This is a genomic window from Streptomyces sp. KPB2, from assembly GCF_003950055.1.
In the GTDB taxonomy this organism is placed as follows: domain Bacteria; phylum Actinomycetota; class Actinomycetes; order Streptomycetales; family Streptomycetaceae; genus Streptomyces; species Streptomyces salinarius.
Window position 1 is genome coordinate 5215328 of the sequence record NZ_CP034353.1, and the last position, 26655, is coordinate 5241982.

At 71.0% G+C, this 26655-nt stretch carries 22 protein-coding genes and 1 tRNA gene; 3 read left to right on the forward strand and 20 right to left on the reverse strand.

The genetic code is table 11. The features are described 5' to 3' along the window. Positions 1–64: 64 nt before the first annotated feature. From D1J63_RS23520 to D1J63_RS23530, 3 genes are read right to left on the reverse strand one after another with little or no spacing between them, the layout of a single operon-like run. Positions 65–982, reverse strand: a complete 918-nt coding sequence (locus D1J63_RS23520; RefSeq protein ID WP_102929453.1) for a carbohydrate ABC transporter permease — start codon at positions 980–982, stop codon at positions 65–67. Positions 983–994: 12 nt separating this feature from the next. After that, positions 995–2008 carry a sugar ABC transporter permease gene (locus D1J63_RS23525; protein WP_102929452.1) on the reverse strand — a complete coding sequence of 338 codons (1014 nt, stop codon included), beginning with the start codon at positions 2006–2008 and terminating at the stop codon, positions 995–997. 5 nt (positions 2009–2013) lie between these two features. Then, positions 2014–3339 carry an extracellular solute-binding protein gene (locus D1J63_RS23530; protein ID WP_102929451.1) on the reverse strand — a complete coding sequence of 442 codons (1326 nt, stop codon included), beginning with the start codon at positions 3337–3339 and terminating at the stop codon, positions 2014–2016. Positions 3340–3703: 364 nt separating this feature from the next. On the opposite strand from D1J63_RS23530, the gene D1J63_RS23535 reads away from it, so the two are divergent. After that, positions 3704–4759, forward strand: coding sequence for a LacI family DNA-binding transcriptional regulator (locus D1J63_RS23535; RefSeq protein WP_125631415.1), 1056 nt, complete (start codon positions 3704–3706; stop codon positions 4757–4759). A 124-nt stretch (positions 4760–4883) separates the two neighbouring features. Here the strand turns inward: D1J63_RS23535 and D1J63_RS23540 are convergent. The 4 genes from D1J63_RS23540 to D1J63_RS36795 all read right to left on the reverse strand — a co-directional run bounded on the left by D1J63_RS23540 (position 4884) and on the right by D1J63_RS36795 (position 7833). After that, a tRNA-His gene (locus D1J63_RS23540) sits at positions 4884–4956 on the reverse strand. Positions 4957–5078: 122 nt separating this feature from the next. Further along, complete coding sequence (gene orn, locus D1J63_RS23545; RefSeq protein ID WP_102929449.1) at positions 5079–5681, reverse strand: oligoribonuclease; 603 nt, start codon at positions 5679–5681, stop codon at positions 5079–5081. A gap of 297 nt (positions 5682–5978) precedes the next feature. Continuing rightward, positions 5979–7169: a helix-turn-helix domain-containing protein gene (locus tag D1J63_RS23550; protein WP_125631417.1), complete on the reverse strand. Its 1191-nt coding sequence runs from the start codon at positions 7167–7169 to the stop codon at positions 5979–5981. A gap of 385 nt (positions 7170–7554) precedes the next feature. Continuing rightward, the gene (locus tag D1J63_RS36795) at positions 7555–7833 is read right to left on the reverse strand and encodes a hypothetical protein (protein ID WP_164712943.1); all 279 of its coding nucleotides are present in this window, start codon (positions 7831–7833) and stop codon (positions 7555–7557) included. Between the two features lie 295 nt (positions 7834–8128). Between D1J63_RS36795 and D1J63_RS23560 the strand changes: the two genes are divergently transcribed. Beyond that, positions 8129–8656: a universal stress protein gene (locus tag D1J63_RS23560; RefSeq protein ID WP_007449983.1), complete on the forward strand. Its 528-nt coding sequence runs from the start codon at positions 8129–8131 to the stop codon at positions 8654–8656. Positions 8657–8671: 15 nt separating this feature from the next. Here the strand turns inward: D1J63_RS23560 and glmS are convergent, their stop codons facing one another. From glmS to D1J63_RS23575, 3 genes are all read right to left on the reverse strand, one after another. Further along, positions 8672–10489 carry a glutamine--fructose-6-phosphate transaminase (isomerizing) gene (gene glmS, locus D1J63_RS23565; protein WP_125631419.1) on the reverse strand — a complete coding sequence of 606 codons (1818 nt, stop codon included), beginning with the start codon at positions 10487–10489 and terminating at the stop codon, positions 8672–8674. Between the two features lie 33 nt (positions 10490–10522). Then, positions 10523–10780 (reverse strand): hypothetical protein, encoded by a 258-nt coding sequence (locus D1J63_RS23570; RefSeq protein WP_003976012.1) that lies wholly within the window; start codon positions 10778–10780, stop codon positions 10523–10525. Between the two features lie 88 nt (positions 10781–10868). Then, on the reverse strand, positions 10869–11756 hold the full coding sequence (locus D1J63_RS23575) for a DUF4429 domain-containing protein (RefSeq protein WP_125631421.1): 888 nt from the start codon (positions 11754–11756) through the stop codon (positions 10869–10871). Between the two features lie 120 nt (positions 11757–11876). Here D1J63_RS23575 and D1J63_RS23580 point away from each other — a divergent pair, with 120 nt between their 5' ends. Next, entirely contained in the window at positions 11877–13484 is a 1608-nt protein-coding gene (locus D1J63_RS23580; RefSeq protein WP_125631423.1) for a beta-N-acetylhexosaminidase, read from the forward strand. Positions 13485–13544: 60 nt separating this feature from the next. On the opposite strand, the gene D1J63_RS23585 is transcribed toward D1J63_RS23580, so the two are convergent. From D1J63_RS23585 to D1J63_RS23630, 10 genes are all read right to left on the reverse strand, one after another. Then, positions 13545–15320, reverse strand: a complete 1776-nt coding sequence (locus tag D1J63_RS23585) for an IucA/IucC family siderophore biosynthesis protein (RefSeq protein ID WP_125631425.1) — start codon at positions 15318–15320, stop codon at positions 13545–13547. Next, positions 15317–15847: a GNAT family N-acetyltransferase gene (locus D1J63_RS23590; RefSeq protein WP_125631427.1), complete on the reverse strand. Its 531-nt coding sequence runs from the start codon at positions 15845–15847 to the stop codon at positions 15317–15319. Before D1J63_RS23590 ends, D1J63_RS23585 begins: the two co-directional genes overlap by 4 nt. Beyond that, complete coding sequence (locus tag D1J63_RS23595) at positions 15844–17127, reverse strand: lysine N(6)-hydroxylase/L-ornithine N(5)-oxygenase family protein (RefSeq protein ID WP_164712944.1); 1284 nt, start codon at positions 17125–17127, stop codon at positions 15844–15846. The genes D1J63_RS23590 and D1J63_RS23595 overlap by 4 nt, the downstream gene beginning before the upstream one ends. Continuing rightward, complete coding sequence (desA, locus tag D1J63_RS23600) at positions 17111–18553, reverse strand: lysine decarboxylase DesA (protein ID WP_125631429.1); 1443 nt, start codon at positions 18551–18553, stop codon at positions 17111–17113. The genes D1J63_RS23595 and desA overlap by 17 nt, the downstream gene beginning before the upstream one ends. A gap of 150 nt (positions 18554–18703) precedes the next feature. Continuing rightward, the gene (locus D1J63_RS23605; RefSeq protein ID WP_125631431.1) at positions 18704–19564 is read right to left on the reverse strand and encodes a siderophore-interacting protein; all 861 of its coding nucleotides are present in this window, start codon (positions 19562–19564) and stop codon (positions 18704–18706) included. Positions 19565–19593: 29 nt separating this feature from the next. Continuing rightward, positions 19594–20646 (reverse strand): siderophore-binding protein DesE, encoded by a 1053-nt coding sequence (desE, locus tag D1J63_RS23610; RefSeq protein ID WP_125631433.1) that lies wholly within the window; start codon positions 20644–20646, stop codon positions 19594–19596. Positions 20647–20775: 129 nt separating this feature from the next. Next, complete coding sequence (locus D1J63_RS23615) at positions 20776–21936, reverse strand: acyl-CoA dehydrogenase family protein (RefSeq protein ID WP_102931382.1); 1161 nt, start codon at positions 21934–21936, stop codon at positions 20776–20778. A gap of 5 nt (positions 21937–21941) precedes the next feature. Next, positions 21942–22889, reverse strand: a complete 948-nt coding sequence (locus D1J63_RS23620) for a hydroxymethylglutaryl-CoA lyase (protein ID WP_125631435.1) — start codon at positions 22887–22889, stop codon at positions 21942–21944. After that, positions 22886–24910 (reverse strand): acetyl/propionyl/methylcrotonyl-CoA carboxylase subunit alpha, encoded by a 2025-nt coding sequence (locus D1J63_RS23625; RefSeq protein WP_125635740.1) that lies wholly within the window; start codon positions 24908–24910, stop codon positions 22886–22888. The genes D1J63_RS23620 and D1J63_RS23625 overlap by 4 nt, the downstream gene beginning before the upstream one ends. Before the next feature lie 38 nt (positions 24911–24948). Then, positions 24949–26565: a carboxyl transferase domain-containing protein gene (locus tag D1J63_RS23630; RefSeq protein WP_125631437.1), complete on the reverse strand. Its 1617-nt coding sequence runs from the start codon at positions 26563–26565 to the stop codon at positions 24949–24951. Between the last annotated feature and the right edge of the window lie 90 nt (positions 26566–26655).

A 26655-nucleotide genomic window follows, 5' to 3' on the forward strand; every position in this document is an offset into this window, starting at 1 on the left:
GGTCGCCCGTTCCGGGGCCGGGGCGGCGGTGGCCCGGCCCCCGCGGGTGAGCCGCCGGTGAGTGTCAGCCCTTGACGGCGCCCTGCATGATGCCGCCCACGATCTGCTTGCCGAAGATCGCGAACACCAGGAGCAGCGGCAGCGTGCCCAGCAGCGCGCCGGCCATGATCAGGGACTGGTCCGGGGTGTAGCCGCGGCCCAGTCCGGCGAGGGCGACCTGCACGGTCGGGCTGCCGTTCTGCGTCAGTACGAGGAACGGCCACAGGAAGTCGTTCCAGGACTGCACGAACATCAGCATGCCGAGCACGGCCATCGCGGGCCGCGCCGCCGGGAACACCACGTGCCACACCACGCGCCAGCTGCTGGCCCCGTCGACGCGCGCGGCCTCGATGATCTCGTCGGGCAGCGCCTGGAGCAGGTACTGCCGCATGAAGAACACGCCGAACGCGTTCACCAGGGACGGCAGGATCACCGCCTGGAGCTGGTCGGACCAGTCCAGCTTCGCGACCATCATGTACAGCGGGATGATGCTGAGCTGCGGGGGCACCATCATCGTGCCGATGACGATCAGCATCAGCGCGCCCCGCCCGCGGAAGCGCAGCTTGGCGAAGGCGAACCCGGCGATCGTCGACAGGAAGACGATCGTGAGCGCCGAGGTGCCGGCCACGATGGTGGTGTTGAGGAACGCCTCGCCGAGGTTGGCGTCGTTCCAGGCGATCTCCAGCTTGTCGAAGAGGTTGCCGCCGAACCAGAAGGGCGGCGGGGTCTGGGCGAGCCGCTGGTTGTCGCGCGAGGCGGCGATCGCCGTCCACACCAGCGGGAACAGCGAGCCGATGGTGAACAGGGCGAGGATGATGTAGGCGATCGGGCCCGCGTGCATGTGCCCGCCGGCCCGGGAGGACTTGGCGCCTCGTCGGCCCCTGCCCTTGCGGGACGGGTCGGGTGCCGCGTCGGCCGGGGGTTTCGTCATGGTCGTCGTCACGGCCGGTTCTCCTTAACTACTGGCGCGCAGCCGGCGCGAGATGACGGCGTTCAGGATGCCGATCACGATGAGGATCAGGAACATCGCCCAGGCGATCGCGGAGGCGCGGCCCAGGTGCTGGTTGACCCAGCCCTGCTCGTACAGGTACAGGCCGAGCGTCTGGAACTGGTGCTGGGAACCGCCCGAGGCACCCTTGTTCGCGTCGAACAGCAGCGGCTCGCCGAAGACCTGCGAGGCGCCGATGGTCGACACGACGACCGTGAACAGGATCGTCGGACGCAGCGAGGGCAGCGTGACGTGGATGAACTGCCGCCAGCGGCTGGCGCCGTCCAGCGCCGCCGACTCGTACAGGTCCTGCGGGATCGCCTGCATCGCGGCCAGGTAGATCAGCGCGTTGTAGCCGGTCCAGCGCCAGATGACGATCGAGGACACGGCGAACTTCGACGCCCACGAGCCGTTCTGCCAGTCGATCTTGTCCAGGCCCACCAGGTCGAGGACCCAGTTGATCATGCCGTAGTCGCGGCCGAAGAGCAGCACGAAGACCAGCGAGGCCGCCGCGATCGACGTCGCGTACGGCGCCAGCATCACGACCCGGTAGAAGGTCGAGGCCCGCAGCTTGTAGTTGAGGATGTGCGCGAGGCCCATGGCCATCAGCAGCTGCGGCACCGTGGAGATGATGCCGATCCACAACGTGTTCTTCGCCGCGTTCCAGAAGAAGTCGTCGTCGAAGATGCGGGTGTAGTTGTCCAGGCCCGTCCACTTCATGTCGGTGGGCGCGGTCAGCTCCACCGTGTGCAGCGAGGCCCAGCCGGTGTAGATCAGCGGGAACAGGCCGAAGGCGACGAAGAGCAGGAAGAACGGCGAGACGAACGCGTACGGGCTCCAGCGGATGTCCCGCTGCCAGCGCCGGGAGAGTTTCGCCCGCTTCTTCCGGTCGGCCTCGGCGGCCGCCCTGCCGCCGGGCGGGCGGCCCGGGGCCGCGCCCCCCTTGACGGGGGACGCGGCGGTGTCGTGCCGGGTGGTCATTCCGGTCACTTCTCCAGGTTGTTGTCGATGGTCTTCACGGCGTTGTCCCAGGCGTCCTTGGCCGACTTGCCCTGGGTGACGAGGATGACGCCGTTGTCCGTCAGACCCTGCTGGATGATCTGGTCCTTCGGGCCGATGACCTGGGTCGGGATCTGCTCGGCGGCCTTGGCGAACAGCTCACCGATGGGCGCGTCGCCGGTCATGTCGTTCTTGCCGCCGGTCACCTGCGGGAGCTTGTACGCGGCGGGCGCGCTCGGGAAGCTGCCCATCTTGGAGAACAGCTTGGCCTGCTGCTCGGGCGCGGTCAGCCAGGTGACCAGCTTCTGGGCCTCCTTCACGTGCTTGCCGCCCTTGGGCACGCCCAGGAAGGTGCCGCCCCAGTTGCCGGACTTCGGGGCCTGGGCCACGTCCCACTTGCCGGCGGAGTCCGGCTGCGACTTGGCCTTGATGGTGCCGAGCATCCACGGCGGGCAGGCGACGGTGGCGAACAGGCTGTTGGAGATGGTCTGGTCCCAGGCCGGCTGGAACTGGGTCTGCGACTGGACCAGCCCCTTCTCGGCCGCCTCGGCGGTCAGGTCGAAGGCCTTCTTGACCTCCGGGTTGGTCTTGTAGATGACCTTGCCGGAGGAGTCGTAGAACTTCTCCTCCTCACTGCTGAGGATGGCGTTGATCAGACCACCGGGGGAGTCCATGAAGTAGGTGTCCTTGCCGGCACCCTTCTTGTACTTCTCACCGGCCTCGATGAACTTGCTCCAGTCGCCGGCCCACAGCTTGGAGACCTCGTCGCGGTCCGTCGGCAGGCCCGCCTTCTCGAAGAGGTCCTTGCGGTAGCAGATGGCCATCGGGCCGATGTCCGTGCCGAGGCCTATCGTGGCGCCGTCCTTGGTGGTGGCCTGCTGCCACTTCCAGTCCAGCCAGTTGTCCTTCTTGACGCCCTCGGCCTTGGACATGTCCTCGAACTTGTCCGCCTGGGTGGCGACGACCTCGGCGATGTTGCCGACCTCGATCGCCTGCACGTCCTGGAGGCCGCTGTTGGTGGTGAGGTGGTTGACCAGAGCGGGGTAGTAGTTCTCGTTCCGCTCGGTGACGTTCTCCTCGATGTTGATGTCCGGGTTGAGCTTCTCGTACTCCTCGTAGAGCCCGGCCTCCTTGAAGCCCATCGTCCCGAACAGACCGAGGGTGATCGTGGTCTTGCCGCTGCTGTCGCCCGACGACGAGCTGTCCTCGTCCTTCCCGTCGTCGGCACAGCCGGCCAGCAGCCCGGCGCCCAGCGATGCGATGGCCGCCATGACCACCACTCTGCGGGCCGATCCTCTGCGTGCTGCTCGCATTGCGTCCTCCTGTTGCCCTGACGTGCCGACCCCCCGGCCAACTGCATGGTTGGACCCGCTGCTTCATGTGGTGCGTTCGTCGCTGCGGCTCGGGCGTGGAACGTGCGGGATGTGTATGTGCCAGGTAGTGTGGGAGCGCTCCCACAAGTGATGTGTTGAAGAGTCGCGGGTCCGGGCGGGGGTGTCAAGGGAACGGACGCGACGAATTGCGTTCAGTTATCGGCCTGTTAACTGGACGTTGCGAGCGGCGCGGAGACACCCCCGTACGGCGGTGGAGGGGCCGGAGTCGGTCATTACACCCGACCGGCCTGTTAAATTCCAGGCCAGCCGCAGAGTGCGGGGGTGACGACGGGAGGCGGGGCCGATGGCAAGCCACGGAGTGCGTGGGCGGAGCGGTGGCCGGCCCACCCTCGAAGAGGTGGCGGCACGCGCGGGCGTCGGCCGCGGCACGGTCTCCCGCGTGATCAACGGCTCCCCCCGGGTGAGCGACGCGACCCGGGCGGCCGTCGAGGCGGCGGTCGAGGAGCTCGGCTACGTCCCGAACACGGCGGCCCGCGCGCTGGCGGCCAACCGCACGGACGCGATCGCGCTGGTGGTGCCCGAGCCGGAGACCCGGTTCTTCGCGGAACCGTACTTCTCGGACATGCTCAAGGGTGTCGGCTCCGAGCTGTCCGACACCGAGATGCAGCTGCTGCTGATATTCGCGGGCAGCGACCGGGAGCGGGAGCGGCTCGCCCAGTACCTCGCGGCGCACCGCGTGGACGGCGTCCTGCTGGTCTCGGTGCACGCCGACGACCCGCTGCCCGACCTGCTGACCCAGCTGGAGATCCCCGCGGTGATCAGCGGCCCGCGCTCGGCCGCGGAGCCGCTGGCGTCGGTGGACTCGGACAACTACGGCGGCGCCCGCTCGGCCGTCGAGCACCTGCTGTCCCGCGGCCGCGGCCGCATCGCCCACATCACCGGCCACCTCGCCGTCTACGGCGCCCAGCGACGCGTCGACGGCTACCGCGACGCGCTGCGCGAGGCGGGCCACGAGGTGGACGAGGCGCTGATCGAGCCGGGCGACTTCACCGAGGAGGGCGGGCGCCGCGCGATGGCGGAACTGCTGCGCCGGCACCCCGACATCGACGCGGTCTTCGCCGCCTCGGACGTCACCGCGGCCGGTGCCGGCCAGGTGCTGCGCGAGGCGGGGCGGCGCATCCCGGACGACGTGGCGCTGGTCGGCTACGACGACTCGGCGATCGCCCGGCACATGGAGCCGCCGCTGACCAGCGTGCGCCAGCCCATCGAGGAGATGGGCCGCGCGATGATCGACCTGCTGCTGACCGAGATCGCCGACCGCAGGCCGGCCGCCTCGCGGGGGCTGGAGCGGCACCAGGTGGTGCTGGCGACGGAGCTGGTGGAACGCCGGTCGTCCTGAGGGGTCGTCTTGAGGGGGGGGCGGGACCGTGCGACGGCGCGGTCCCGCGGTGCTCCCGCTCCACTGGTGCTCCAACGCAATCAGCCGGTGACTCTCTTTCGAGAGCCACCGGCTGATCACTCAGGGTGAGTGACGGGACTTGAACCCGCGGCATCCTGGACCACAACCAGGTGCTCTACCAGCTGAGCTACACCCACCAAGGCCGGTGCTCGAATCCCGCGTGGCGGGGTTTCCCGACCGGCTGAGAAAAAGTGTACAGGGTCCGAAGGGGTGCTCGCGCCCGGCTTTCCGGACGCCGCCGCCCGGCGGTCCCGAGCCGCTACCCGGCGCGTACGACGTGCTTCGCGGCGATCGCCCGGGCCGTGTCGGAGTCGGGGCCGGGCTGCGGGACGAAGACCGCCTCGCGGTAGTAGCGCAGCTCGGCGATGGATTCGCGGATGTCGGCGAGCGCGCGGTGGTTGCCGTTCTTCTCGGGGCTGTTGAAGTACGCCCGCGGGTACCAGCGGCGGGCCAGCTCCTTGATCGAGGAGACGTCGACGATCCGGTAGTGGAGGTAGCCCTCCAGCGCGGCCATGTCCCGCAGCAGGAAGCCGCGGTCGGTGCCGACGGAGTTGCCGCACAGGGGGGCCTTGCCGGGCTCCTTCACGTGCTCCCGCACATAGGCCAGGACCTGGGCCTCGGCGTCGGCCAGGGTGGTGCCGCCGTCCAGCTCCGCGAGCAGGCCGGACGCGGTGTGCATCTCGCGCACCACCTCCGGCATCGTCTCCAGGGCCCGGTCCGGCGGGCGGATGACGATGTCGACGCCCTCGCCGAGGATGTTCAGCTCGGAGTCGGTGACGAGGGCGGCAACCTCGATGAGCGCGTCGTCGGACAGCGAGAGGCCGGTCATCTCGCAGTCGATCCACACCATGCGATCGTTCATGCGGGCCACTTTACGGTGGGCGCCTGTTTATCGGGCCCCCGGCGTCGGTGCGGGCCTCGCTGGGGGCTGCCGCCCCCAGGCCCCCGCTTCGGCCCTGAACGGGCCTCGTCCTCAAACGCCGGACGGGCTGGATGGCCCCGCCCGGCGTCGGACGTGAACGGTCGGAGGGGTTGGAGCGCTCCGCCCGGCGTCGGACGTGAACGGCCCGGGCGGGATGGATTGCCCTGCCCGGCCTCGGACGTGAACGCCGGACGGGCTGGTGTGCCCGTCCGGCGTTCAAGGGGTCGTCCGCTCAGCTCACGGCGCGCTGCGCTGGCCCGGTACGCCGGCCGCGCCCGCCGGCATCGGGGTCGGCGTGCGGCGGGTCTGGAAGGGGACCGCGGTCTCCGGAGGGAGGGCGGCCGGCGGGTCGGACGGGGGCAGGGGGCGGGAGGGTCCCGTCGGGTCCGGGTCGGGCCGGCGCTCGCCCTGGGGGCGGCGGGCCCGGTAGGCGGCGCGGTAGGCGGCCGGGGACGAGCCCAGCTGGCGGCGGAAGTGGCCGCGCAGGGCGACCGGCGAGCGGAAGCCGCAGCGGCCCGCGACCTCGTCCACCGAGTAGTCCGACGTCTCCAGGAGGCGCTGCGCCTGCAGGACCCGCTGGGTGATCAGCCACTGGAGCGGGGCGCTGCCCGTCAGTGAGCGGAACCGGCGGTCGAAGGTGCGGCGGCTCATGTAGGCGCGCGCGGCCAGCGTCTCCACGTCGAACTGCTCGTGGAGGTGCTCCAGCGCCCAGGCGACGACCTCGGCGAGCGGGTCGGCGCCGATCTCCTCCGGTAAAGACCTGTCCAGGTAGCGCTCCTGGCCGCCGCTGCGGCGCGGCGGGACCACCAGGCGGCGGGCGAGCGCGCCGGCCGCCTCGTTGCCGTGGTCCGTGCGCACGATGTGCAGGCACAGGTCGATCCCGGCCGCGGTGCCCGCGGACGTCAGCACGTCGCCGTCGTCCACGAACAGCTCGCGCGGATCCACGTGCACCGACGGATAGCGCTTGGCCAGCGTCGGCGCGTACATCCAGTGCGTGGTGGCGGGGCGGCCGTCCAGCAGGCCCGCCGCGGCGAGGACGAAGGCGCCCGTGCACAGTCCGACGATGCGCGCCCCCTCCTCGTGCGCCCGGCGCAGCGCGTCGAGCGCCTCCTCCGGCGGCGGCGAGGTGATCGACCGCCAGGCCGGCACGACCACGGTGCCCGCGCGGGAGATCGCCTCCAGGCCCTGCGGCGCGGTGAGTTCCAGGCCCCCCGTGGTCCGCAGCGGGCCCTCCTCGCCGGCGCACACCAGCAGCCGGTAGCGCGGTACGCCGGCGTCCTGGCGGTCGATCCCGAACACCGACAGCGGTATGGAACTCTCGAAGATGGGGCCGCCGCTGAACAGCAGCACCGCGACGATCTCCTTGCGGCGTCGCCCGGAGAGCTTCCGGGCCGCGGCTTCCGGCGCGGCAGTGGAGTCGTGGCTCATCCTGCTAAGCCCCCCTCGGTGGTCGCGGCGCCCCTTACCCTTCGGGCCTGTCGCTCCAACACGTTTCCCCTCGGTCCTGCACGAGTCCCCCGCCCAGACGGTCAAGATCGAATCTACTGCGTCCCACCGCGCCGAGGTGGCTGGTTCGGCACTTGGGACATTGTCGACATGGCAACTTGGCGTGAAGCAGTCGATCACGAAGCGTCGCACTCCCGGGAGCCCCTGGGAAGTGCGCCTCGTGTCAGTGGCCAATCCACGTAGGGTGCGAAGGGGTTCCGAGACCCTTTACGTGCAGGTGGAACGGGGGTTTGGGGGTGGTGAAGGGTGTTGATGCGCCACCTGCGGAAGTTGGCTGAAAAGAAGCGGAACGGTGCGCGGAAACCGGTCAGTCGACCGGTGTGTTTTCCCCGGCGTGCCGTCCACCCCTGCGGGCCCGCCGCCGCGCCGCGACGCGCTCGGACCGCCGCAGCAGCACACGGCACACGCCGGTGACGGCGGCCAGGCCGAGGGCCGTGCCCGCGGCGCCGGCGAACGAGGCGCCGTACCAGAGGAGCGCGACCGGGACGAGGAAGCAGCTGAACGCCGCCCAGCGGACGAGGTCGGTGACGCCGTCGCGGCCGGGCGCGCCGGACGTCGGCTCGGCGGGGCGGTGCGGTCCGGTCACGGGTGCTCCCTGGGGTGGCGGCATGGAGATCAACGTCCGCGCGGCGCATCGGTCACGACCGGTGACCGGCAGTTGAATCCCGTGCAAACCGCCTGTACAGAGCAGCAACCATTGCGTTACGGGCGCCCTCTCGGGCATGCTCCGGTGCAGCCCGCGGCGGACCCTCCGCGGGATCTGGGCGAAGGAGGCGTGCCGCCGTACCCTTGGGGGTATGGGGTTGGGAAGACCATTCCCGGACACACAGCTCCGCCGCCCACTGTTGTCCCCCATAGAGGATAAAAACGCCGAGACAGCCATGGCCGGTCACGAATTCTTCGAACCCGCGGACCGCAAGCGGCCCGTCGCCGAACCTACGGCGGCCGAGCCCCTGGCGGCCGAAGAGCCACGCCAGTCGTGCGACCCAGCCTTCAAGCACGGCGTCGTCGTCGGCTTCGACGGCTCCACCTCCAGCGAGCGCGCCCTCGCCTACGCCATCGGCATGGCCTCCCGGCTGGGCTCGGGCCTGGTCATCGTGCACGTCGCCAACCGGCTGCCCACCACGGTGTGGGCCGGGTGCGAACCCCCGGTCTTCGTCGACGTGCCCGACCACCGCACCGAGGTGCTCGGGCTGGAGCTGGCGTGCGCGGACTACCTCGCCGAGGTGCCGTGGATCCTGGTCGAGCGCGGCGGCGACATCTGCCACGAACTCGAGGAGGTGGGGCGGGAGTACGAGGCGGACGCCATCGTCGTCGGCTCCAGCCACGGCCTGGTCGGCCGCCTCTTCGGCTCCGTGGCGGGCCGCCTCGCCAAGCGGGCGAAGCGGCCCGTGGTCGTCATCCCCTGACCGGGCTGGCGCCGGCTACTCCACCGTCACCGACTTGGCCAGGTTGCGCGGCTTGTCGATGTCCCGGCCCAGGGCCAGCGCCGTGTGGTAGGCGAGGAGCTGGAGCGGGATGCCCATGAGGATCGGGTCCAGCTCGTCCTCGTTCTTCGGGACGACGATCGTGTGGTCGGCCTTCTCCTGCTCCCGGTGGGCCACCGCGAGGATCTGGCCGCTGCGGGCCTTGATCTCCTCCATGGCCGCGCGGTTCTTCTCCAGCAGGTCGTCGTCCGGCACGATCGCGACCGTCGGCAGGGCGGGCTCGATCAGGGCGAGCGGGCCGTGCTTCAGCTCGGAGGCCGGGTAGGCCTCGGCGTGGATGTAGGAGACCTCCTTGAGCTTCAGGGAGGCCTCGCGGGCGACCGGGTAGCCCCGCACACGGCCGATGAAGAGCATCGAGCGGGCGTCGGCGTACTGCGCGGCCAGCTTCTTGACGTCCTCCTCCTGCTTCAGCATCTCCTCGATCTGCGCGGGCAGCTTGCGCAGGCCCTCGATGATCCGCTTGCCGTCGCGCACCGACAGGTCGCGGGTGCGGCCCAGGTGCAGGGCGAGCAGCGCGAACGCCACGCAGGTGTTGGTGAAGCACTTGGTGGACACGACGCACACCTCGGGACCGGCGTGCACGTACATGCCGCCGTCGGCCTCGCGGGCGATCGCCGAGCCGACGACGTTGACGATGCCCAGCACGCGGGCGCCCTTGCGCTTCAGCTCCTGCACGGCCGCCAGCACGTCGTACGTCTCACCGGACTGGGAGACGGCGATGTACAGGGTGTCGGGGTCGACGACCGCGTTGCGGTAGCGGAACTCGGAGGCCGGCTCGGCGTCCGCGGGGATGCGGGCCAGCTCCTCGATCATCTGGGCGCCGATCTGGCCCGCGTGGTACGAGGTGCCGCAGCCCAGGATCTTCACGCGGCGCACGGCGCGGGCGTCGCGGGCGTCCAGGTTGAGGCCGCCGAGGTGCACGGTGGAGAAGCGGTCGTCGATCCGGCCGCGCAGCACGCGGTCCACGGCCTCCGCCTGCTCGTGGATCTCCTTGTGCATGTAGGTGTCGTGGCCGCCCATGTCGTAGGAGGCGGCCTCCCACTCCACCGTGGTGGGCTCGGAGGTGGTGCGGGTGCCCTCGGTGGTGTAGGTGCGGAAGTCGTCGGCCTTGAGGGTGGCCATCTCGCCGTCGTCGAGCGTGACTATCTGCCGGGTGTGGGCGACCAGCGCGGCGATGTCCGAGGCGACGAACATCTCCTTCTCGCCGATGCCGAGGACGACCGGCGAGCCGTTGCGGGCCACGACGATGCGCTCGGGGAAGTCGGCGTGCATCACGGCGATGCCGTACGTGCCCTCGATGACCCTGAGGGTCTCGCGGACCTTGTCCTCCAGCTTCTCGCCCTCGGAGCGGGCGATGAGGTGGACCAGGACCTCGGTGTCGGTCTCGGAGAGGAACTCGACGCCGTCCGCCTCCAGCTTGCGGCGCAGGTCGGCGGCGTTGTCGATGATGCCGTTGTGGACGACGGCGACCTTGTTGTCGGCCGACATGTGCGGGTGGGCGTTCACGTCGGAGGGGGCGCCGTGGGTGGCCCAGCGGGTGTGGGCGATGCCGGTGGTGCCCTTGAAGCGCGCCGGGACCTTGGCCTCCAGGTCGCGCACCCGGCCCTTGGCCTTGACCATCCTGAGGCCGGTCGCCTTCGGGGAGGTGACGACGATGCCCGCCGAGTCGTAGCCGCGGTACTCCAGGCGCTGCAGACCCTCCAGGAGCAGGGGCGCGACGTCACGCTTGCCGATGTATCCGACGATTCCGCACATGTAGACGTATCCCTCGTGTCCTTCTCGGCCTGCTCAGCCGTAGACGATGCGGCGCAGCTGACGGAGCGACAGCTCCGGCGGCGCGACCGCGCGGTATTTCAGTTCCGCCTCGATCCGTTCGAAGATCGTCGCGTTCACCAGGCCCTGGGCCTGGAGCTCGCGGTGGCGGCGACGGACGTATTCCTCGGTCGTCTCGTCGAAGTAGGCGAGCACGTCCTGGACCACGCGCAGCGCCTCGCCCCGGCTCAGCGGGGTGGACCGCGTCAGATGATCAACGAGTTCGTCGTGCACCCGGTAGATCCTGGGGTAAGGGAGACGCTTGTGCAAGAATCCTGCCCGATATCGGGCAGGGGTGAGCGTGTCTGTGGGGGTGCTGTGTCTACATCCGCTTCAGAATCGCCTGTTTCGCCAGGGTGAACTCCTCGTCCGTCAGCACTCCCGAGCGGTGCAGATCGCCCAGCTCGCGCAGCCGGCGCAGCAGCGCGTCGTGATCGTCCTCGGCGGCCGGCGTGGGCGCCGGCGCGGGGCTCTCGCCGGCCGGACCCGCGTCCTCCGGGGCGGGGCGGGCGGCCGGGTGCGGCAGGCGGGCCTGCACGGCCGCGGCCACCAGGGCCATCAGCGGGTCCTTCTTGAAGCCCCACAGCTCCACCGCGTTGGGGTCGTACTTCGGCGGCACCTTGCCCGGCGCCGCCCGCACGGTGAAGCGCAGATGGCCGTTCTCCAGACCGGCCGACGGCTGCCACTCCACCGCGACGATGTCCGCGAGGGGCAGGGTGCGCGGACCGGCGGCCGACTTGGAGTCCTCCGCCTGCCACTTCCACTCCAGGCGCACCTGCTCGCCGTCGAAGTGCGCGATGCCGTCCCCGGCCGACACCGACAGCGGCACCGACGGACCCGGCAGCAGGTACGCGTCCACCGGGCCGGACGGCACCTGGTCGAGGAGCAGGGCGTTGCGCACCTCGTCCACGAAGTACTCGGCCACGCCGTACCGGTCGGGCTCCACCAGGAGCTGGTACGGGTCGTGCGGCTCGGTCAGCCGGCCGCCCGTCGCGTGCACCAAGGGGTCGGCCCCGTCCCGCAGCCGGAGCCTCAGCCGCCCCGACTTCTTCCCCTGCTCGAACGACACGCCCGCCAACGCGGCGAGCGGCACGAGCAGTTCACCCAGCTCCCTGCGGAGCAGACCGACGTTCTTGTCCCGCCCGGGTGTCAACCGCAGGGCGTCGCCGTCGAAGACCCACGTACCGTCCTTCTGGATGATTTCCGCCATGCCTGGATTGTTTCATCGCTCCCGCGGGCGGTGATGGTGCGGGAGAGTGTGGTCTACACCCGTCCGTCCCCAACACCCATGACCCACACCCCGATTGCACGCCTCGCGAAGGGAGCGCACGTGAGACCTCATCGACGGCACCACAGAACGACTCCCCGCATCACCCGGCTGCTGGGAGCGCTGCTGCTGGTGGCGGCGGTCGGCGCCATGACCACCGGCGCCGCCCCGGACCGGAAGACGGCCGCGGAACCCACGCCCCTGGACCGGGTGATCCCGGCCCCCGCCTCGGTCGACCCCGGCGGAGCCCCGTACCGCATCACCCGCGGCACCCACATCCGCGTCGATGACTCGCGCGAGGCCCGCCGCGTCGGCGACTACCTCGCGGACCTCCTGCGGCCCGCCACCGGATACCGGCTCCCCGTCACCACCCACGGCCACGGGGGCATACAACTGCGCCTGACCAAGGGCTCCTACGGCGACGAGGGCTACCGCCTCGACAGCGGCCGCTCCGGCGTCACCATCACCGCCGGCAAGGCCGCGGGCCTCTTCCACGGCGTCCAGACCCTGCGTCAGCTGCTGCCCCCCGCCGTCGAGAAGGACACCGCGCAGCCCGGCCCCTGGCTGGTCGCGGGCGGCACCATAAAGGACAGCCCGCGCTACGCCTGGCGCAGCGCGATGCTCGACGTCTCCCGGCACTTCTTCGGCGTCGACGAGGTCAAGCGCTACATCGACCGCGTCGCCCGCTACAAGTACAACAAGCTCCACCTGCACCTCAGCGACGACCAGGGCTGGCGCATCGCCATCGACTCCTGGCCGCGCCTGGCCACCTACGGCGGCTCCACCGAGGTCGGCGGCGGCCCCGGCGGCTACTACACCAAGGCGGACTACAAGGAGATCGTCCGCTACGCGGCCTCCCGCCACCTGGAGGTGATCCCCGAGATCGACATGCCGGGCCACACCAACGCCGCCCTCGCCTCCTACGCGGAGCTGAACTGCGACGGCGTGGCACCCCCGCTCTACACCGGCACCAAGGTGGGCTTCAGCTCCCTGTGCGTGGACAAGGACGTCACCTACGACTTCGTGGACGACGTCCTCGGCGAACTCGCCGCGCTCACCCCCGGCCGCTACCTGCACATCGGCGGCGACGAGGCGCACTCCACGCCCAAGGCCGACTTCGTGGCGTTCATGAAGCGCGTCCAGCCGATCGTCGCCAAGTACGGCAAGACGGTCGTCGGCTGGCACCAGCTGGCCGGCGCCGAGCCGGCCGAGGGCGCGCTGGTCCAGTACTGGGGCCTGGACCGCACCGGCGACGCCGAGAAGGCCGAGGTCGCCGAGGCCGCCAGGAACGGCACGGGGCTGATCCTCTCCCCGGCCGACCGGACCTACCTGGACATGAAGTACACCAAGGACACCCCGCTGGGCCTGTCCTGGGCGGGCTACGTCGAGGTGCGGCGGTCCTACGACTGGGACCCGGCCGGCTATCTGCCGGGCGCCCCGGCCGACGCGGTCCGCGGGGTCGAGGCCCCGCTGTGGACGGAGACCCTGTCCGACCCGGACCAGCTGGACTTCATGGCCTTCCCGAGGCTGCCGGGCGTCGCCGAACTGGGCTGGTCCCCGGCGTCCACGCACGACTGGGACACCTACAAGGTGCGGCTCGCCGCGCAGGCCCCGTACTGGGAGGCGGCCGGGATCGACTACTACCGCTCGCCGCAGGTGCCCTGGACCTGACCCGGACGGCACGGCGGGCACCCCGGAGGACCGTCTCCGGGGTGCCCGCCCGTCTGTGGATCAGAGCCCCGCGATGGGGTTCCTCAGGGTCCCGATCAGCTGGAGCGCGCCGGACGGGTCGGCCAGGTCCACCATCTGCCGGTTGTCGCGCAGCTGGAGCCGGTTGAGGCAGGACAGCGCGAACTCGGGGGCGAACATGTCGTACCGCTCGAACTTCCCGGCCAGCTCCGGCACCGACTCCTGGTACTCCCGGGTGACCTCCGCGACGGTCCGCCAGAAGGCGTCCTCCGCCACGATCCCCTCCTCCGCCAGGTTCGCGGCGAGGAAGCGGAAGAAGCAGTCGAAGACGTCCGTGAAGATCGACAGGAGCTTCTTGTCGTCCGGCACGTCCACCGCGATCCGGGACACCTCCGGCGGCAGCACGGCGTCCGGGTCCATCACCGCGATCTCCTCGGCGATGTCCTTGTAGATCGCGCGCCGCACCACCCCGTCCGCCAGGACCAGGATCACGTTCTCGCCGTGCGGCATGTACACCAGGTCGTAGGCGTAGAAGCTGTGCAGCAGCGGGACGTAGTAGGCGCGCAGGTAGTGCCGCAGCCACTCGGTGGGCGTGAGCCCCGACCGCTCGATCAGCGCGCCCGCGAAGGAGGCGCCCTCGTGGTCGACGTGGACCAGGGAGGCCATGGTGGCGAGCGTCTCGCCCTCCTGGAGGGAGGGCACCGGGCTCTCCCGCCACAGCGCGGCCAGCATCTTGCGGTACGGCGAGTAGCGGTCGGTGGCCTTCTCGTACTCCAGGTGCCGGTAGCCCACGGCCGCCCGCTCCCGGATGATGCTCAGCCCCGTCGCCTTCAGCACCGGGTCGCCCTCGATCAGCCGGGCGAGCCAGTCGTTGATGGCCGGGGTGGCCTCCATGTACGCCGCCGACAGCCCGCGCATGAAGCCCATGTTGAGGACGGACAGGGCCGTCTTCACATAGTGCTTCTCCGGGTGCGAGGCGTTGAAGAAGGTGCGGATGGACTGCTGGGCCAGGTACTCGTCGTCGCCCTCGCCCAGGCACACCAGGTGCCCGCGGGCGACCTCGGCGGCGAAGGTGACGGTGAGCTTGTTCCACCACTGCCAGGGGTGGACCGGGACGAGGAGGTAGTCGTCCGGGTCCAGGCCGCGCTCGCGCAGCACGCCGTGGAACCGGTCGACGGTGGCCGCGCCCAGCTCGTCCCGGACGAAGGACTCGTACTCGATGCCCACGCCCGCCGTGAACGCCGCCCGCGAGCGGTGCGCCGCCAGCCACACCAGCCGGACCGGGCTCGCGGTCTCGGGGGCGTACGACAGGTACTCGTGGATGCCGAAGCCGAGCCGGCCGTTGTTGGCGACGAAGCACGGGTGGCCCTCGGTCATGCCGGTCTCGACCGCCTGGAAGTCGTCGCCGCGGGCCAGCTCGGCGGAGGTGACCTGCGGCTTGGTCAGCTTGTAACAGGTGCCGGAGAGGGTGGAGGAGATCTCCTCCAGGTAGACCGGGAGGATCTCGTCGCTCAGGCCGAGCGACTCCTTCAGCTCGATGAAGAAGTCCAGTGCGGCGAGCGGGAGTTCGGCACCTTCGCGGTGGCGGCTGATCGAGTCGGCGTCCACCTGCCAGTGGTCCAGGGCGCGGACGGTGGCGGTGAAGCGGTACTCGGTCTTGCCGTCGTCGGAGCGGACGGCGTACGTGTCCCCGGTGGTCGCGTCCGGCGTGATCAGCCGCTCGTGGGCGAACTCGGCCAGCGCCTTGCGGACCAGGAGGCGGTTGGCCCGCTCCCAGTGTTCCGGGCTCAGGTGGGCGACGGCGTCGGCGAGGCTCATGCCGGCACCCCCGTCGCGGCGAGGAACTGTGCCCGGGTGCAGAAGCTCAGCAGCGCCCTCTTCTCCGGCTTCTGGATCTCGCGCTCCGCCACGAATCCGACGGCCTCGTTCAGTGCGTGGACGGCCTTGTTGTGGACGTCGGGTTCGACGACCACCCGCCGGGTCGCCGGGTCCTCGAAGAGGTGCGCCATGACGGCGGTGATGACGGAGCGGGTGAAGCCGTGCACCGGCTTGTCCGTCGGCGGCGTGAGGAAGTGCATGCCGACGTCCCCGGGCTGCGGCTCGTACAAGCCCGCCAGTTCACGGTGGGCGGGGTCGTACTTCTCCATCAGGAAGGCGGGCTCGCCGTCCTTCAGGCCGAGCAGGGCGTGGTGGTGCTCGTCGGCGGCCATCTCCATGTACGCGCGCTCGACCTCCTCCAGTTTCGCGTCCTGCATCATCCAGAAGGCGGCCTTGGGGTGGGTGACCCAGGTGTGCAGGAGCTCGGCGTCCTTCAGCGGGTCGAGGGGGCGGAACGTGAAGGTCATACGGAGAACTCCTGGAACGCGATGGTCTTCTCGACCGGGTAGTACTCGGTGCCGAGCAGCTCCCGGATGATGCAGCTGTTGCGGTAGGCGCCCATACCCAGGTCGGGGCTGGTGATGCTGTGGGTGTGGACGCCGGCGTTCTGCAGGAAGACGCCTCGTCCGGTGACGTCGACGGCGTAGTTGCGGCCGACGTCGAAGCTGCCGTGGGAGTCGTACACCAGACGGTCGCGGACGGGCTTCAAGAACTCCGGCTCGGCGTACTTGTAGCCGGTGGCGAGGACCAGGCCCTCGGTCTCGATCTCGAAGTCCGCGCCCTGCTCCTCCTGGCGGAAGCCGAGCGTGTACGTGCCGTCCGCGTACCGGGCGCTGGTCAGCGCGGAGTTGGTGAGCAGACGGGTGGGGACCGGGCCGCCGAGTCTCTTCTGGTAGAGCAGGTCGAAGATCTCGTTGATCAGGTCGCCGTCGATGCCCTTGAACAGGCCCTTCTGCTCGGCCGTGAGGCGGTAGCGGGTGTCCTCCGGGAGCGCGTGGTAGTAGTCCACGTACTCCGGCGAGGTCATCTCCAGAGTGAGCTTGGTGTATTCGAGGGGGAAGAAGCGCGGGGAGCGGGTCACCCAGTTGAGCTGGTAGCCGTGGACATCGATCTCGCTCAGCAGGTCCTGGTAGATCTCGGCGGCGGACTGGCCGCTGCCGACCAGCGTGATCGACTTCTTCTTCACCAGCTCCGCCCGCTGCTGGACGTAGCGGGAGTTGTGGAGGAAGTCGCCGGCCAGGCCCCGGCAGGCGTCCGGGATGTGCGGCGGGGTGCCGGTGCCGAGGACGAGGCGGCGGGCGCGGTAGGTGTCGCCGGAGGTGGTGGCGACGGCGTACAGCTGCTCCCGCTCGTCGTACGTGACCTCGGTGACGGTGGTGGAGAAGCGGACGCTGCTCAGCTTGTGCGCGGCCCAGCGGCAGTAGTCGTCGTACTCGACGCGCAGGGGGTAGAAGTTCTCCCGGATGTAGAACGAGTACAGCCGCCCCTTCTCCTTCAGGTAGTTGAGGAAGGAGTACGGCGAGGTCGGGTCGGCGAGGGTGACCAGGTCCGACATGAACGGGGTCTGGAGGTGGGCACCGTCCAGGAACATGCCGGCGTGCCACTCGAAGTCCGGCTTGGACTCCAGGAAGACGCCGTTCAGCCCGTCGATGGGCTCGGTGAGGCAGGCGAGGCCGAGATTGAAGGGGCCGAGGCCGATGCCCACGAAGTCGTAGGTGGTCTCCGGGGCTTCAGGAAGCGCGGTCAAGGGAGTCTCCCAGGTACTGCTCGGCGTGGCCGGCGATCAGGTCGAGGACGGCGGCGATGTCGGCCGGGGTCGTCTCGGGGTTGAGCAGGGTGAACTTCAGATAGTGGCGTCCGGCCACCTTGGTGCCCGCGACCACGGCGTCGCCGGAGGCGAACAGGGCCTTGCGGGCGTACAGGTTGGCGCGGTCGATCTCGGCGGGGTCGGTGACGGCCGCCGGGACATAGCGGAAGACCAGGGTGGAGAGCGACGGCTCGACGACCACGTCGAAGCGCGGGTCGGCGGCGAGCAGTTTCCAGCCCTCGGCGGCCAGGTCGCAGACCTCGTCGAAGAGTTCGCCGATGCCGTCGGCGCCCATGACGCGCAGGGTCATCCACAGCTTGAGCGCGTCGAAGCGGCGGGTGGTCTGGAGGGACTTGTCCACCTGATTGGGGATACGTTCCTGCACCATGCGGCGCGGGTTGAGGTACTCCGCGTGGTAGGTGGCGTGGCGCAGGGTGGCCGCGTCGCGGACCAGTACGGCGGACGAACTCACGGGCTGGAAGAACGACTTGTGGTAGTCCACCGTGACGGAGTCGGCCCGCTCGATGCCGGCGATGCGGTCCCGGTACTTCAGCGAGGCCAGCAGCCCGCAGCCGTAGGCCGCGTCCACGTGCATCCACACGCCGTACTGCTCGCACAGCCCGGCGATCTCGGGCAGCGGGTCGATGGAGCCGAAGTCGGTGGTGCCGCCGGTGGCGACGACGGCCATGGGGACGAGGCCGTCCTGCGCGCAGCGCTCCAGTGCGCGGGCGAGGGCGACGGTCTGCATGCGCTTGTCGTGGTCCACGGGGATCGACACGACGGCGTCGGGGCCGAGGCCGAGCAGTTTCGCCGACTTCTTCACGCTGAAGTGGCTCACCTCGGAGGCGAAGATGCGGAGGTCGGCGAGGTTCTCGGTCTTCGCCTCCTCGCGTGCGAGGAGCAGCGCCTGGAGGTTGGACTGGGTGCCGCCGGAGGTGAACACGCCGTCGGCCGCGGGGCCGAGGCCGATGCGCCCCGTGGTCCAGTCGATCAGTTTCCGCTCGATGAGCGTGCCGCCGGCCGACTGGTCCCAGGTGTCCAGGGAGGAGTTGACGGCGGACAGGACCGCCTCGCCGAGCACCGCCGGTATGACGACGGGGCAGTTGAGGTGGGCGAGGTAGCGGGGGTGGTGGAAGTAGACGGCGTCGCGGAGGTAGACGTCCTCCAGCTCGTCGAGGACCGCGGCCGTGTCGCGCAGGGGCCGGTCGAGGTCGATCCCGTCGATGCGGGGGGAGAGGGCGTCGACCGTGACACCGGTGAACGGGCGGTCGGTGGTGGCGAGTTTGGCGGCCACCCGCTCGACTCCTTCGGTCACGGAGCGGCGGTACTGCTCCGCGGTGGTGTCGTTGAGCAGGTGCGAGCGCATGTGGGGGTCCTCCGGTGGGGACGGTCCGAGAGGGGCGGGAGAGGGCTGAACCCTCCTCAGTTCGACTTAGGTTAGCCTAACCTAAGTCGAATGGATCAAACGCGCGTCGAGGGGTGACCGCCGTCACTGCGGCCCCTGGAGGGGCAGGCGTCAGCCCTGCTCGCGGAGTTGTTCCTCCGTCAGGCCCCGGCGCCAGTAGCCGACGAAGGTGACGCGCCGGCGGTCGATGCCGCGCTCGCGCACGAAGTGCCGCCGCAGCTCCTTGACGCACCCGGACTCGCCCGCGAGCCAGACGTAGGGGTGCCCGGCCGGCGGGAGTTGGGCGTCGCGGAGGGTGGCGAGGGTGGCCTCGGTGCCGCCGTCGGAGTCCCGGACCAGCCAGGTGACCTCGGCGTCCGCGGCCGTGTCGAGGTCCTGCACGTCCTCGGCGTGCGGCACCTGAAGCCAGACCCGGGCGCGGGTGCCGGCCGGCAGTGCCTCCACGACGGCGCAGGCGGCCGGTACGGCGGTCTCGTCGCCCCAGATCACCACCAGGTCGGTGTCCTGGGGCGGCCGGAAGCGGATCGCCCGGTTGTCCGCGACCGCCGGGCCGAGCACCAGCACGCGGTCGCCGGGGGCGGCGTCGGCGGCCCAGCGGGCGGCGGGGCCCGCCTGGACCGGCGAGCCCGGGTCGACGCCGTGCAGCACGAAGTCGATGTCGATCTCGGCGGTGTGCCCCTCGCCGTTCCGGCGCAGTGCCCGCAGCGTGTACGAGCGCATCACCGCCCGTACGTCGTCGGGCAGTTCGCGCCAGCCCTGCCACCAGCCCTCGCCCAGCCCGACCGGCACCGCGGGCTCGGTCTGCCCCGGGTGCGGCAGGAACAGCGACAGGGACTGGTCCTGCCCGTCGGAGCGGAAGTCGCGCAGGTCGGGCCCCGCGAAGGTGACCCTGGCCAGGGACGGTCCGAGCCGCCGCGTCCGTACGACCTGGAGGGAGAAGAAACGGAACGGGGCGGCCACGGCCGTCGTCATGGAGGGCTCCGGGGGAGAAGGGGGGAGGGTCAGCCGACCTTCTTGGCGTTCTCGATCGCCTCGGCCAGGTTGTCGAGGAGCGGCGTGCACTTGTCGTAGGACAGGATCGGCTCGGGGGAGCGGGCGATGACCTGGCCGGCCTTGACCGCGGGGAGCTTCTTCCAGGTGCCCTCGGTGATGTCCGCGGGCTGGATGGTGGAGGCGCGGTCGTCCATGATGATGACGTCGGCCGGATACTTGTCGACGTTCTCCCAGCTCAGGGACTCGAACCAGCCGCCGGTCGCCTTCTTGGCCTCCTCGGAGGGCTCGACGAAGTTCACGCCGAGGGCCTTGAAGTACTCCAGGTCCACCGAGAGGTTGGTGCCGGAGACGTAGAACAGGTCGGGGCTCGCCGAACCGGCCAGCACCCGGATCTCGGGCCGGGCCTTGGCGGCCGCGCGCAGCCGGGCGGCGGCCTTGTCGAAGGCGGCCTTGGCGTCGGTGACCTTCTTGGCCTTCATGTCCGCGCCGAGCGACTCGGCCAGCTCCCACATGCGCTGCAGCGGCTGGGTGAGCTGGCGGTCGAAGACGGAGATGGCCACGCTCGGCGCGAGCTTGGCGATCTTGTCCTTCGACTCCTCCGGGACGGACCAGAGGGTGCCCGCGGTGTCGAAGGTCGTGGTGATGAGCACCTCGGGGGCGAGGGAGGCGTACTTCTCGACGTTGAGCTTGCCCCACTCGTTGCCGAGGACGGTGACCTTGTCGACGTCGAGGTCGCCGGCCTGCACGTCGGGCTTGCCGTCCTTGGTGGTGGTCGGGCCGAAGACGCCCTTGACCTCGACGCCGTAGTCGTGGAGGGCGGCGGCGACACCGGTGAAGGCGACGATGCTCGTCGGCACCTTGTCCAGCTTCACGGTCGTGCCGCGGTCGTCCTTGAAGGACCAGGGGCCGGACTTGGCGGCCGCGCCGCCCGTCTCGTCGCCGGAGCCGCCGCTCTTGCCGTCGTCGTCCCCGCAGGCCGCGAGCACGGCACCGAGGCCGAGGGCGCCGCCGGCGGCGAGGATTCCACGGCGGGTCGGGTGGGTAGCGCTGGCGTTGGACATGGTGGTGGCTGCCTTCGAACGGTGCGGAGCGTCGTGCCCTGCGGGACAATTCGAAGGTAGGTTAGCCTAACCTCAGATCTTGTCCAGGGGTGGGGCCCACCGGCCGCCCCACCCCCGTCCGTCCGGGTCTCAGCCCGCCAGCCCCAACTCCCGTGCGATCAGCATCCGCTGGACCTCGCTGGTGCCCTCGCCGATCTCCAGGATCTTCGCGTCCCGCCACATGCGGGCCACCGGGTACTCGTTCATGAAGCCGTAGCCGCCGTGGATCTGGGTGGCGTCCCGGGCGTTGTCCACCGCGACCGTCGACGAGTACAGCTTCGCCAGCGCCGCCTCCTTCTTGAACGGCTCACCCGCCACCAGCCGCGAAGCCGCGTCCCGCCAGGCGAGACGGGACGTGTGGGCCTTCATCTCCATGTCGGCGATCTTGAACTGGATCGCCTGGTTGGCGCCGATGGGCCTGCCGAAGGCGTGACGTTCCTTCGCGTAGGCGACCGACTCGTCCACACAGCCCTGCGCGAGCCCGGTGCCCAGCGCGGCGATGGCGACCCGGCCCTCGTCCAGGATGCGCAGGAACTGCGCGTAGCCGCGCCCCTGCTCGCCCAGCAGGTTCGCCGCCGGGACCCGGACGTCGGCGAAGGACAGCTCACGGGTGTCCGACGCGTTCCAGCCGACCTTCGAGTACGGGGCGGCCACCGTGAAGCCCGGGGTGCCCGAGGGGACGATGATCGACGAGATCAGGGGCCGTCCGTCCGGCTTGCGGCCGGTGACCGCCGTGACCGTCACCAGGCCGGTGATGTCCGTGCCGGAGTTGGTGATGAAGCACTTGGTGCCGTTGATCACCCACTCGTTCGTGGCCTCGTCCAGGCGGGCCGTGGTCCGGGTCGCGCCCGCGTCGCTGCCGCCGTCCGGCTCGGTGAGGCCGAACGCGCCCAGGATCTCGCCGGAGCACAGCCGGGGCAGCCACTCGCGCTTCTGCTCCTCGGTGCCGAACAGGTGCAGGGGCATCGCGCCCAGCGAGACGCCCGCCTCCAGCGTGATCGCCACCGACGAGTCGACCCGGGCCAGCTCCTCCAGGGCGATGCCGAGGGCGAAGTAGTCGCCGCCCATGCCGCCGTACTCCTCCGGGAACGGCAGCCCGAACAGGCCCATGCGGCCCATCTCGCGGACGATCTCGTACGGGAACTCGTGCCGCTCGTAGAAGTCGCCGATCTTGGGTGCCACGACGTCGTGGGCGAACTCCTCGACCGTGCGGCGCAGTTCCTCGAGTTCGGGGGAGAGCTTGTGGTCCATGGTGTTCACGACTCCTGGTGGGAGAGGGCTCGAACGGTGCGGGACGGGCTGGGCCGGCCCAGGTGTGCGGCCATCCAGACGCTTGTGGCGACGAGACGGCCGAGGTCGACCCCGGTGTCGATGCCGAGGCCGCGCAGCATCCACACGAGGTCTTCGGTGGCGAGGTTGCCGGTGGCGGACTTCGCGTACGGGCAGCCGCCCAGCCCGCCGGCGGAGGCGTCGACCGTGGTGACGCCCTGCTGGAGCGCGGCCAGCGTGTTGGCCAGGGCCTGGCCGTAGGTGTCGTGGAAGTGGACGCCCAGCGCGGACACCGGCACGCCCGCCCCGGTCAGCGCGGTGAGCAGGGCCGTCACATGGCCCGGGGTGGCCACCCCGATGGTGTCGCCGAGACTCAGCTCGTCGCAGCCCATGTCCAGCAGGGCCCGGCAGACCCGCACCACCTGGGGGACGGGCACCGGGCCCTCCCACGGGTCGCCGAAGCACATCGAGAGGTAACCGCGTACGTGGACGTCCTCCCCCTTCGCCCGGGTCACCACCGGCTCGAACATGGCCAGCGCCTCATCCACCGTGCGGTTGAGGTTGGCCTTGGCGAAGGACTCCGTGGCGCTCGCGAACACCGCGACGCGGCGCGCGCCGAGCGCGAGGGCCCGGTCCAGGCCCCGCTCGTTCGGCACCAGTACCGGCAGCGACACCGGCAGGCCGGAGATCTCCGGGTACAGGTCCTCGGCGTCGGCCAGTTGGGGGACCCACTTGGGGTGGACGAAGCTCGTCGCCTCGATCGTGGTCAGGCCCGTGCCGGCCAGGCGGCGGACGAACTCCGCCTTGACGGCCGTCGGCACGGTCGCCTTCTCGTTCTGGAGCCCGTCGCGGGCGCCGACCTCGTGGATGCGGACGCGCGCGGGCAGGCCCGTCGCCGGTACGGCCATGGGCAGATCCAGCTCCGGGGTGTTCATGTCGTCTCCTGCCCCTCGTCGGTGGGTGCGATGACCGCCAGCACCTGGTCCATGGCGACCGTGGTGCCCGGCGCCACGTCCAGCTCGGCGACGGTGCCCGCGTGCGGGGCGGAGATGACGTGCTCCATCTTCATCGCCTCCACCACCAGCAGGCTCTGCCCGGCGCTCACCTCGTCGCCGACGGCGACCTTCACCACCGTCACCGTGCCCGGCATCGGCGCGGTCAGCGAGTCGGCGCCCGCGTGGGCGGCCCGGTTCAGGGAGGCGGCGACCGGGTCGTGGTCGCGCACGTGCCAGGCGTCGCCGTCGCGGCCCAGCCAGGTGCCGTCCGGCAGAGCGGTGAAGGTGTGGGCGACGCCGTCGAGGAGGAAGGTGAACCGGTGCTCGTCCCCGGGCCGCGGGGGCGTGCCCCCGGACCCCCGCACGGGCGTGTCGCGTCCCGGCAGCAGCAGCTCCACTCCTCCGTCCGGTGCCCGGCGCACGCGCACGGTCACCGGGTCGTGGCCCGCCGCCCGCAGGTGGTGCGCCGTCCAGGCGCGCTCCCCGCCCATGCGCCAGCCGTCCGCGGCGGCGAACGGGTCGGCCCAGCCGGGGCCGCCGACGGGCGCGAGGGAGGCCTGGCGCAGCAGTGCGGCCGCCGCGTACGTCGCCGCCGGCACCTCGTCCGGTACGAGTCCGTCGACCTCCCGCTCCACCAGCCCCGTGTCCAGCTCCCCCGCGACCACCGCCGGGTGCGCGAGCAGCCGGCGCAGGAACCCGGCGTTGGTGGGCACGCCCAGGGTGACCGTCCCGGCCAGCGCCGCCCGGAGCCTGCGCAGCGCGGTCTCCCGGTCGGGGCCGTAGGCGATCACCTTGGACAGCATCGGGTCGTACAGGCTGCCCACCTCGGTGCCCTCGCTGAGCCCCGAGTCGGTGCGCACGCCGTCGCCCTCGGGCTCGCGCAGCCGCAGCACCGTGCCGCCGGAGGGGAGGAAGCCGCGGGACGGGTCCTCCGCGCACAGGCGGGCCTCGATCGCGTGGCCGGTCAGCCGTACGTCCTCCTGCGCGAACCCGAGCCGCTCGCCGGCCGCCACCCGCAGCTGCCACTCCACCAGGTCCAGGCCGGTCACCAGCTCGGTCACCGGGTGCTCGACCTGGAGACGGGTGTTCATCTCCATGAAGTAGTACTGCGAGGGGTCGCCGCCCGGCACGATGAACTCCACCGTGCCCGCGCCCCGGTAGCCGCAGGAACGGGCCGCCTGCACGGCCGCCTCGCCCATCGCCGCCCGCGTCGCCTCGTCCAGGAGGACGCTCGGCGCCTCCTCGATCACCTTCTGGTGGCGGCGCTGGAGCGAGCACTCGCGCTCGCCCAGGTGCACGACGCCCCCGTGGCCGTCGGCCAGCACCTGGATCTCGATGTGCCGGGGGCGGTCGATCCACCGCTCCACCAGCAGCGTGTCGTCGCCGAAGGAGGCGCGGGCCTCGCGGCGGGCGGCGGCGATCTCGTCGGCCAGCACCGCCTCGTCCCGCACCAGCCGCATGCCCTTGCCGCCGCCGCCCGCCGAGGGCTTCAGCAGCACCGGGGTGCCGATCTCGCGGGCGGCCTGCGCCAGCTGCTCGTCGGTGAGCCCGCTGCCGCTGGAGCCGGGGACGACCGGCACCCCGGCCGCCCGCACCGTCTCCTTGGCGCGGATCTTGTCGCCCATCAGAGCGATCGCGTCGGCGGGCGGCCCGATGAAGACCAGCCCCGCCTCCTCGCAGGCCCGCGCGAAGCCGGCGTTCTCGGCGAGGAAGCCGTACCCCGGGTGCACGGCCTGCGCGCCCGTCCGGGCCGCCGCCTCCAGCAGCCGCTCGACGGACAGGTAGCTCTCGGTCGCCGGCGCCGGGCCGATCCGTACCGCCTCGTCGGCCTCCCGCACGTGCCGCGCGTCCGCGTCGGCGTCGGAGAAGACCGCCACCGAACGCACGCCCATCGAGCGCAGCGTCCGGATGACGCGGACGGCGATCTCGCCGCGGTTGGCGACGAGCACGGTGTCGAACATGCGCGGCGTGTCCTTCGTGTTGTCCATGGGTCCCCTCCTCACATCCGGAAGACGCCGAACTGGGGCTCGCCCAGCGGCGCGTTGGCACACGCGGTCAGGGCCAGGCCCAGCACCTGCCGGGTGTCGGCGGGCTCGATCACGCCGTCGTCCCACAGGCGGGCGGTCGCGTAGTAGGCGTTGCCCTGGTGCTCGTACTGGGCGCGGATCGGCGCCTTGAAGGACTCCTCCTCCTCGGCCGGCCACTGCTCGCCGCGCCCCTCCAGCTGGTCCCGCTTGACCGTGGCCAGCACGGACGCGGCCTGCTCGCCGCCCATCACGGAGATCTTGGCGTTGGGCCACATCCACAGGAAGCGCGGCGAATACGCCCGCCCGCACATCGAGTAGTTGCCCGCGCCGTACGAACCGCCGACGACGACCGTCAGCTTCGGCACGCGCGTGCACGCCACCGCCGTCACCATCTTGGCGCCGTGCTTGGCGATGCCACCGGCCTCGTAGTCCCGGCCCACCATGAACCCGGAGATGTTCTGAAGGAACACCAGCGGGATGCCGCGCTGGTCGCACAGCTCGATGAAGTGGGCGCCCTTCTGGGCGGACTCGGAGAACAGGATGCCGTTGTTGGCGACGATGCCGACCGGGTGGCCGTGGATCCGGGCGAAGCCGGTGACCAGGGTCTGCCCGTACTCGGACTTGAACTCGGCGAACCGGGAGCCGTCCACCACGCGCGCGATGACCTCGCGGACGTCGTAGGGGGTGCGGGAGTCGACCGGCACCGCGCCGTACAGCCCCTGCGGGTCCACCTTCGGCTCGACGGCCGCCTCGACGCCCCAGGGAAGGGGGCCGCGCTCCGGCAGGGTGGAGACGATCTGCCGCACGATGCGCAGGGCGTGCGGGTCGTCCTCGGCGAGGTGGTCGGTCACGCCGGACACCCGCGAGTGGACCTCGCCGCCGCCCAGCTCCTCCGCCGTGACCACCTCGCCGGTGGCCGCCTTCACCAGCGGGGGGCCGCCCAGGAAGATCGTGCCCTGGTTGCGGACGATCACCGCCTCGTCGCTCATCGCCGGGACGTACGCCCCGCCCGCCGTGCAGGAGCCGAGGACGGCGGCGATCTGCGGGATGCCGGCGCCGGACATGCGGGCCTGGTTGTAGAAGATCCGCCCGAAGTGCTCGCGGTCGGGGAAGACCTCGTCCTGCATCGGCAGGAAGGCGCCCCCGGAGTCGACGAGGTAGAGGCACGGCAGCCGGTTCTCCAGCGCCACCTCCTGCGCCCGCAGGTGCTTCTTCACGGTCATCGGGTAGTACGTGCCGCCCTTGACCGTGGCGTCGTTGGCGACGATCACGCACTCCCGGCCGCTGACCCGGCCGATGCCGGCGATGACACCGGCGGCCGGGGCCGCTCCGTCGTAGAGCCCGTCGGCCGCGAGCGGCGCCAGCTCCAGGAACGGCGAGCCCGGATCGAGCAGCGTGTCCACGCGGTCGCGCGGCAGCAGCTTGCCCCGCGCGGTGTGCCGGGCCCGCGCCCGCTCGCCGCCGCCCAGCCGGGCCGCCGCGAGCTTGGCGCGCAGCTCCTGAACGAGGGCGGCGTGCGCCTCCTCGTTGGCCCGAAAGGCCTCCGAGGCGGGGTCCGCCGCCGTCGTCAGCTCCGGTGCCTCTTGCATCCTGCGGTCCCCTCACCCAGTGATCGACCAGTTAATGAGCGTTAACGCATTTCCTTCAGGTTAACGACCGCTAACCTCCCTGTCTAGAAT